The sequence below is a fragment of the Actinomycetota bacterium genome (assembly GCA_035536535.1).
Lineage (GTDB): Bacteria > Actinomycetota > JAICYB01 > JAICYB01 > JAICYB01 > DATLNZ01.
Genome location: DATLNZ010000122.1, coordinates 1 through 8,435 on the forward strand (window position 1 = coordinate 1; position 8,435 = coordinate 8,435).

An 8,435-nucleotide genomic window follows, 5' to 3' on the forward strand; every position below is an offset into this window, starting at 1 on the left:
CGGCACCTCCACTGCGGACGCGCAGTGGAGCCGGTCCCATTCCTGCGGGGCCGTGTCGTCGTCCGGCGCGTATCGCTTCAGTACCGTCCGAAACACCGAGCCGTTGCGCGTCCGCAGGTCGACGGCGTGGGTCGCCGTGGCCAGTCCGCCGCCGAGCCTGCGCACCCGCACGGGCCGGGAGCCGGGGGCGACCGCCCTCGCCATCGCCGCGAGTCCACCCCGCGAGGGGACGCTCAACAGATGCGCCCTGTGGGCCTCCCAGTCCATCCGGACATCTTGGTCGTAGGGAGCCGGGTCCGGCGACCGGGCCTGGGTTGGTCAGGGCGCCCAGAAGGGGCGGCCCACCGGGCTCTCGACGATTCGCTGGGACCAGCCCCCGTCGGTTCCCACGAGGTACACCCCGTCCTGCCCCTGGGCGAAGCGCGCGAAGGCGATCGACCCGCCGTCCGGGGACCAGGCGGATCCGTAGTCGTAGCCGGACGTGAGTTGGCGGCGGGACGACCCGTCGGCAGCCACGACGTGGACGCCTGAGTTGAGGACGTTGAGACCAGCGGCGGCGTAAGTAAGCCACCTGCCGTCCGGGGACCACGACGGCTTGGTATCCGCGCAGACCGGCATGTGGGCCAGCTGCCGGGTTTCCGAACCGTCCGCGTTCATCACGTACAGGTAACAGTCGTACGGCACAGCTTCCTCGGCCGAGGTGCCGAGGAAGGCGATGCGGTCTCCTCCCGGCGACCAAACCGGGGCGCCCGCCACGATCCCGAGCGGGCTGACGACTTCGGGGAGCGTTGAGCTGCCTGGAGTCGCCACCATCACGGTGAAGGCGCCGTCCACAAAGGAGTTGAAAGCGATGCGCCCGCCATCCGGGGACCATGCGGGGTCCATCTCTCCGGAGTGCGTGGCCGTCAGGGGGGTCAATCCGGAGCCATCGCTGGAGATGATGAAGATCTTCGTCCGCAGGACCGCTCCGCCAAGCCCCCAACCGACCATGGCCAGAGGGCCGGCGCCGGCGACGAATGCAATCCGCTCGTCCGTCGGCGACCACGCGGGATGGGCGACGTTCGTCGTCACGCCGGCGCACGCGATGACCTGGCAGCCCGCCGGTCCGGTTGGCAGGCGCCACACTTCGTAGTCCTGCCCCGAGGCGGGGTTGACAACGCGCAGTTCGGACAGGCGCGCGTAGGCCAGCCGGTCTCCGCGGGGGGACCACGAGGCTCTGCTCACGTTGCGTGCCAGCCATCTGACGCCCGAGCCGTCGCGGTTGGCGACGACCAGGCGGTCGTCCCCGGTCACGAACGCAAGCCGATCTCCCGGCGCCGCGCCCGCACTCGGAGCGGTCTGAGAAAGACCTGCCAGCAGAGTCAACACCAGTGCTACCCGGCCGATTTTCACCTCTACCTCCTCCTCTGTTCCCAAGTGTCGGCTGGGGGCGCCTCAGCTACATCGGACGAAGGTCTGAGATCCCCGAAAGGATGGAGGACCCTCAGGTCCAGAAGGGGGTTCCGACGTGGTTCTCGGCGATCGCCCGCAATGATCCGCCGTCGGGGCTGATGGCGTACACGCCGTCGTGGGCAACTCCGGTTCTGACGAAGGCGATCGAGCTTCCGTCCGGCGACCATGACGGTGCGGAATCGTCCTCCGACGTCAGCTGCCGGTGCGACGAGCCGTCCGCGGCGGCCACGTAGATGCCGGCGCCGCCGCCGCGGGCCCCGGAGGAGGCGAGAGCGAGCAGAGATCCGTCCGGGGACCACGACACCCCGCCGCGGACGCACATCGACTCATTCGAGACCTGGCGGGATTCCGAACCGTCGGCGTTGACCACATACAGATTGCAGCCATTGCCGAGGAAGGCGACGTGGCCCCCGGTGGGTGACCAGACCGGGGCGGATGCCATGATCCCGGCCGGGCTGACCCTGCCCGGCGGGGTGGCACTTCCGGGAGTGGCCACGAGGATCGAAAATTCCCCATCGGAGAAAGAAGTGAAGGCGATGCTGCTGCCGTCGGGCGACCACGCGGGCTCGGCCTCCCCTGAGGGGGCGGCGGTCAGGGGCGTCAGCCCGGTTCCGCCGCTTGAGATCGTGAAGATCTTTGTCCGCCAGCTGGCTCCGCCGTCCCCCCGGCCGGCCGGGTCGCCCGTGCCGGCGCCCGCAGCGAAGGCGATCCGGTCATCGGTGGGGGACCAAGCCGGATCGTACGCGGCTGTCACGGCCTCGGGGCACGCGATGGTTCGGCAGGTGGCTGAAGCGGTTTGGAACGTCCACAGTTCGTGGCCTCGTCCGGTGTCGGCGTAAGCCAGCCGAAGGCCGCCGCGGGACGCGATGACGATCCTGTCCCCGCGGGGCGACGAATCGGCCGCCGTCACCCCGGACGCCAGCCGCCGCGGGTCGGAGCCGTCGCGGCCGGCGATGAACAGCTCCCCGTTCCCGGTGAGTAACCCCAAGCCGTTGCGTGGTCCGGCGGCGGTGCTGACGGAGACATGAGCCAGACCGGTCAGCATCGAAAGAGCCAGCGCAGCCCGCCTGACCTTCCTGAGCACCTCGAATGACATGTGCAAGCGGCCTCCTTTGTCCGCCGCATCCTGCGGGCGGGCAGGCGCCGCTACATCGGACGGAGGTCTGAATCGGCTGAGCTGGGGGGAGGAGGCCGGGGGGCTCGCCCCTAGCGCTGGTTCTCGGTGAACGCTTTCGCGAGCTGGACGCGGGAGGTGGCGCCGGTCTTGGCGTAGATGTGGGTGAGGTGGGTCTTCACCGTGGCCGGCGTGACGAACAGGCGGGCTGCGATGCCGGCGTTGGACAGGCCCTCCGCGACCAGCTCCGCGACGCTCAGCTCGGTGGGGGTCAGGCTCTCCCAGCCGAAGGCCGGACGCTTGCGCTCGCCGCGTCCGCGCCTGGCGTAGGCCACGGCCTCCGAAAGGGACATCGACGCGCCCTCCGCAAGCGCATCCTTGCCCGACTGCGCCCCGGCCTCAGCCACCCTCTGGGCCCACTGCGGGCTGGGGGCCCAGCGTCTGTCTCTCCTTATTGTTTCCACGGCCCTCAGGAGCGGACCCGCGGAGGCGTCCCCTCGACGCGCTCTGGCGCACGCCAGCACCTCCAGCGACTCCAGAGCGACGATGTCGTTGTCCGCGGCTTGCGAGTCGGCCAGCGCCGCGTGCGCCTTGTCCTCCGCGCGCTCGGGCTGGTCCTGCTCGAGCGCGACGACGGCCTCCGCCCAGGACACCCAGGGGAACCGGGCCCCGACTTCGGCCGCCCACGTCGCTGCTCCCTCCACGAGAAGGGCGGCTTCGACCAAGTCCCCGGCCAAGGCTGCCGCCTCAGCGGCGAGCGACGCGTTCCAGATCACCGCGATGTGGACATTGAAGGCGCGCGCGGTCTCGGCTAGCACCCGGAACTCCTCAAGCGAACCTGTCGCGTCGCCGCGGGCGCGAGCCAGCAGCGCAACCTGCTGTTGGCCGTGTCCCGCAGCCAGCGGGTGGCCCGACACTTCCGCGAGCGAGCCCGCCTCGTCCAGCAACGGCTGGACCCCATCGAGGTCTCCTCTACGGATCAGCAGTCCGGCGCGGAAGGCGCGGAAGATCGACTCGCCCGCCGGCAGCCGGGCCCGGCGGGAAATCTCCAGGCCCTCCCGGCAGGCCTGCTGGGCCAGGTCGTCGCGCCCGGCGAAGAAGTGGATGAGGAACAGATAGTTGGCCGCCTGGAACTCTGCGTACAGCTGTCCGTAGCGGCGCGCGAGGTCGGAGGCGCTTTCGAACAGCAGCCGCGCCTGCCGGTGATCGCCTGTTGCGAACGGGAACTGCCCCAGGCCGCTCAGAGCGGCGGCGAGCGCAGGCCCGCCCCCCGATCGCTCCGCGAGCTCCCGTGCTTCGGACAGAGACTCGGCTGCCTCCTGATGTCGTCCCGACCACAGCGCGGCCGTTCCGATAGCCAGCAGTGCCTCGCCGGCGGCGCGTTCGTCGTCCTGCGCCCGCGCGAGTTCGAGCGCGTGACGTCCCAGCCGCTCGGCGGACGGCAGGTCCCAGCGCGTGCCCGCCAGCCGGGCGGCGGCTATGAACGCCCGCACCCGGCGGTCGTCCGGACACGTACCGGATGCCAGCGCCGATTCCAGGACGCGCAACGGGTGGCCGGTATGCGAACTGAGCTCCCAGTACCTGCTGCAGGCGAGCATCACGGCTGCGTCCCAGTCGCCGTTGTCCACGGCCCGGTCCAGGGCCGCGGCCAGGTTGGGCTCGTCGGGCCGCAGGGCGTCCAGCCACTCCAGGACTTCGGGACTCTGCAGCCTGGGCTCGATTCTTTGCAACAGGGACCGAAAGTGTTCGAGGTGGCGGTCGTGCGCCTCGTCCTCCTTGCCTGGATCGGCCGACAGCCTCTGAGCGGCGTACGCGCGGATCGTCTCCAGCATCCGGTAGCGGGCTCCCGGACCCGATACGTCCGCCTCCACCAGGGACTGGTCCACGAGCTCAGCGATCACATCGGCCACCTCTTCTGCAGGTGTCCCGGTTCCCGATGCCACGGCCTCGGCGGCCTCGAGGCTGAAGGGGGCCGGGAAAACCGACAGGGCGCAGAACGCGCTGCGGGCGCGCTCGTCCAGCAGGTCGTAGCTCCATTCCACTGACGCCTCGAGCCGCCGCTGGCGCGGAACCACGTTGCGTGCCGAAACCGCGAGCAGCTTAAAGCGGTCCTCCAGCGCGTCGGCGATCTGCTCCACCCCCCGGATTCGCACTCGGGCGGCCGCCAGTTCGAGCGCAAGGGGCATGCCGTCCAGCCTCCTGCAGATGGCTGCCACGGACGTTGCGTTTTCCGGCGTGAGCTCGAAGTCGTTGCGTGCCCGGCGGGCTCGCTCGACGAACAGCCGGACGGCGTCCGACGAGGCAACCGCATCGAGGCTGGGGGGCGGCTCCTCCGCGGGAACGGGAAGGGAGGGGACGCGGAACAGGACCTCGCCCTCGACCGCGAGGGGGGAGCGCGACGTGGCCAGAACCGTCAGCCGAGGGCATCGCTGAAGGAGGTGGTCGACCGTGCCTGCGCAGGCTTCCGCTAGGTGCTCGCAGTTGTCGAGCAGGACGAGGCGGTGCTCGGACTTCAGCCGGGCTGCCGCGGAGGCCAGAGCTCCGCCTCCGGGCTGCTCGGTGACGCCGAGGGCATCGGCGATCGCGGACGGGACCGCCTCCGGCTTGGAGACGGATGACAGGTCCACCCACAGGGGGGCCTGGCTGTACTCCGGTCCAAGCTCGACCGCCAGGTGCTGGGCCAGCCGGGTCTTGCCGCACCCTCCGGATCCGGTCAGGGTGATCAGCCGGTGCTCCGACAGAAGTCTCCGCAGGTCCCTGCGCTCGACCTCGCGTCCCACAAAGGTGGTGAGCCGGGTGGGAATGTCACCCGAAGCCACGGTCTCTGATCGGCCCATCAGCACGTCCCCCTGCTGCCCGGACTCCATAATCGCGCCTTCGCCGACGGCGTACGTCGGCCGGAGGTCGGCGCTTTGTAACCCGCCTACGGCTCGGGATCTCAGACCTTCGGCCGATGTTTTCGGCCCCCCCGGCAAGCCACTGTCGACTCACAGACCTTTTCGGACAGGGAGAGCGACGGATGAGCGGCAACAACGGCCACGGTTCCAGCGTCCCGCAGAGCGTCCAGCTGTGGGGCGGGTCCATCGTCTTCCGGGAGGCGGGCGACGACGTGGATGTTGCCGAGCTGACAGCCGATCCGGGTTTCGCCCCCACACCCCACGTCCACCACCGCCATCACGAGCGCTTCTTCGTGCTCGAGGGATCCTTCGAGTTCCTGGTGGGCGACGAGGTCGTCCACGCCGGCCCGGGTGCGTTCATCGACGTGCCGCCGGGGGTGGTCCACGACTTTCACAACCCGGGTCCCGGACCTGCTCGGCTGCTTGGGCTGGTGTCGCCCGGAGGCCTCAACGGGTACTTTCTGGAGGTCGAGCGGCATATCCTCGAAGGGACGCTGAACGAGGCGACGCTGGCGGCGCTGCGGGTCAGGTTCCAGACCGACAACGTGCCCCTCGTGTGGCGTCCGGAGCCATCGCGGGCGGAGGGGTGATCTCGTGCGCTGGGCGACGCTGACGCAACGCTACTCCCCGCTGGGGGCCCTGGCGCTCGTGCAGGTGCTCGTCATCGTGCTCGCGCCCTCGGTACCGGTCGAGCGTGGCGCGGTTGGTGCGTTCGGCAGGCCTCTCGCCGACGGCGAGGAAGCACTTTCCGGTGAGGCCGCGGGCGCCGCCGGCGAAGCCCGTCTGACGGAAGGCCAGGCGGCAGGCGAGCGATCGGGGAGCGCCACGGCCGGTAGCCGCGCCGGGGCCAAGGCCGGACCCGGCGGCATCGCGGCCGCGCCGGGCGACCGCAGCCACTGCAAAGGCATGAGCCAGTTCGACGGGATCACTCTGCCCCCACCCTGCGTGCCGAAGTGGACGGGCGGCAACAACGGCGGAGCGACCTACATGGGAGTCACGCCGACATCCGTGAAGGTCGTGCGCTACGACCAGATGGACGATCCGTTCCTCCAGGGCCTCATGAAGGAGATCGACCTCGCCGCCACCGACGCGCAGGAAGAGGCCTTTATGCAGGCGGCCGAGAAGTTCATCAACCAGCGATTCGAGCTCTACGGACGCAAGATCGAGTTCAAGACGTTCAAGAGCAAGTGCAAGCCGCTGCCGCCCGAGCCGACGTGCGTGCGTCCGGAGATGGCGCAGCTGGTGGAGACGGAGAAGCCCTTTTTCGTCATCTGGAACTCGCCGATCGCCTCGGCCGGATACGACGAGCTCAGCGCGCGCCGGGTGCTCAACGCCGGCGGATGGCAGTTCTCCGACCGCTTCCACACCGACCGCCGTCCATACCACTGGGACGTGTTCATGTCGGGCACCCGCACCGTCCAGCACCTGGCCGAGTACTGGTGCAAGCGGCTGGCCGGACGCCCGCCCAGGTTCGCCGGTCCGGCGGCGGGCAAGTTCGACGCGTCAGCGGCCCGTGTTCTGGGGGTGGTGACCGCCGACGACCCGGCCAACCAGCAGGTGCTCAAGGACTTCGAGGATCTCGTCCGGGGGTGCGGCGGCGGCGTCCGGGAGACCTTCTCCTTTCAGCAGAACCCGGACACGGCGGCGGAACAGGTGAACACCGGGCTGGACACCATGATCGAGGCGAAGGTGAGCACCCTGGTGTGCCTGTGCGACGCCGCCACCCCGTACTTCATCTTCGGTGGCGCCGACGGCAAGAGCTACCACCCGGAGCACCTGCTGCCCGGCACCGGCCTCATGGATTTCGACCCCGCGGGACGGCTGTACGACGGGTGGACCCAGTGGAAGAAGAGCGCGGCTCGTCCGGCCGGCGGGTTCGGAATCGCCGCGTTGCCTGAGTTCGAGGCATACGCGTCCAACGACGCCACGCGGGTATGGCAGGGGGCCGGCAACGCCGGCAGCCCCCACAACCTCGCGATCCTCGACTGGTTCTACTACGACATGGTCGCCACGATGATCCAAATGGCCGGACCGGCCCTGACGCCGGCGACCGTGGAGCAGGGCGCTTTCGCCGCAGGACAGTACGGCGGCGGAAAGACGGTCTCCGGAGTCCCGATCTCCAAGGTCGGCTTCGCGCCAGGCGACTACACCTGGTTTTCGGACGTGCGTGAGGTCGCCTGGAGCTCGACCACGGTCTCCAGGCTTGATGGCAAGCGCGGCTCCTACGTCTCCCTGGGTGGCGGACGCCGCTACGAGCGGGGACAGTGGCCGGCCGGGGAGCCGGACCCGGCTTCGGCTCCGGGATGATCGAGCGGCTGCGGTCGCTGCGGGCCCTCGCGGGGCACCTGCGGACGTCCGCTGCCGAGCTTCGGAGCCAGCTTCGCGCGCGCAAGCGCCTGTCCGCAGTTGTTTGGGCGGTGGCCCTGCTGGCCACGGTGCAGGTTCTCTGGGGACCGCCGCCGCGGCTGATCCTGTACGGCGTCGCCGTCGGGTCGCTGCACGGCCTGCTGGCCATGGGCCTCGTGCTCGTCTACCGGTCGCATCGGATCATCAACTTCGCCGCCGGGAGCATGGGGGCCGTCCCGGCGGTCCTGATGCTGACCCTGATGACCACCCGCGGCCTCACCTGGTTTCTGGCCTTCCCGCTCGCGCTCGTCCTAGGCGGCCTGGTGGGAGGAGGGACACACGCCGTGGTGGTCCGCAGGTTCGCCGGCTCGCCGCGACTGCTTCTCACCGTCGTCACCATCGGGCTGTCGCAGCTGTTTGCGTACCTGGCTTTTCGGCTGCCGGGGTGGCTGGGAACCAGCGCGCTGCCGCCGAAGATCCGCACGCCCTTGAGCGGTCTTCACCTGTGCCGCGCCGACTCGCCGCTCGGCCCCCTTTCGCGTGGGTGCCACCGGTTTCTGAAGGCCGACGACTTCAACGGCGACCTCGTGTTCGCGCTGCTGGTGGTGGCCGGAATCGCCACCGGA

Annotated in this window: 7 protein-coding genes; 3 read left to right on the plus strand and 4 right to left on the minus strand. The window is 70.0% G+C overall.

Going from position 1 to position 8,435, the window contains the following annotated elements:
- From VNE62_08310 to VNE62_08325, 4 genes are all read right to left on the minus strand, one after another.
- The coding region (locus VNE62_08310; protein HVE92288.1) for a hypothetical protein at positions 1-267 on the minus strand (267 nt) is incomplete at its 3' end.
- Positions 268-318: 51 nt separating this feature from the next.
- Complete coding sequence (locus VNE62_08315) at positions 319-1,392, minus strand: hypothetical protein (GenBank protein ID HVE92289.1); 1,074 nt, start codon at positions 1,390-1,392, stop codon at positions 319-321.
- Positions 1,393-1,483: 91 nt separating this feature from the next.
- Positions 1,484-2,548 (minus strand): hypothetical protein, encoded by a 1,065-nt coding sequence (locus tag VNE62_08320; protein ID HVE92290.1) that lies wholly within the window; start codon positions 2,546-2,548, stop codon positions 1,484-1,486.
- A 110-nt stretch (positions 2,549-2,658) separates the two neighbouring features.
- Positions 2,659-5,403 carry a LuxR C-terminal-related transcriptional regulator gene (locus VNE62_08325; GenBank protein ID HVE92291.1) on the minus strand — a complete coding sequence of 915 codons (2,745 nt, stop codon included), beginning with the start codon at positions 5,401-5,403 and terminating at the stop codon, positions 2,659-2,661.
- 182 nt (positions 5,404-5,585) lie between these two features.
- Between VNE62_08325 and VNE62_08330 the strand changes: the two genes are divergently transcribed.
- From VNE62_08330 to VNE62_08340, 3 genes are all read left to right on the plus strand, one after another.
- The gene (locus VNE62_08330) at positions 5,586-6,053 is read left to right on the plus strand and encodes a cupin domain-containing protein (GenBank protein ID HVE92292.1); all 468 of its coding nucleotides are present in this window, start codon (positions 5,586-5,588) and stop codon (positions 6,051-6,053) included.
- Positions 6,054-6,057: 4 nt separating this feature from the next.
- Positions 6,058-7,770: a hypothetical protein gene (locus VNE62_08335; GenBank protein ID HVE92293.1), complete on the plus strand. Its 1,713-nt coding sequence runs from the start codon at positions 6,058-6,060 to the stop codon at positions 7,768-7,770.
- On the plus strand, positions 7,767-8,435 hold a 669-nt coding region (locus VNE62_08340), incomplete at its 3' end, for a hypothetical protein (GenBank protein HVE92294.1). The genes VNE62_08335 and VNE62_08340, both read left to right, overlap by 4 nt.

What these genes read in the sequence shown, in the direction of transcription:
- VNE62_08320 (HVE92290.1), bottom strand. Translation starts at nt 2,548, where the DNA reads ATGTCATTCGAGGTGCTCAGGAAGGTCAGGCGGGCTGCGCTGGCTCTT.
- VNE62_08325 (HVE92291.1), bottom strand. Translation starts at nt 5,403, where the DNA reads ATGGGCCGATCAGAGACCGTGGCTTCGGGTGACATTCCCACCCGGCTC.
- VNE62_08330 (HVE92292.1), top strand. Translation starts at nt 5,586, where the DNA reads ATGAGCGGCAACAACGGCCACGGTTCCAGCGTCCCGCAGAGCGTCCAG.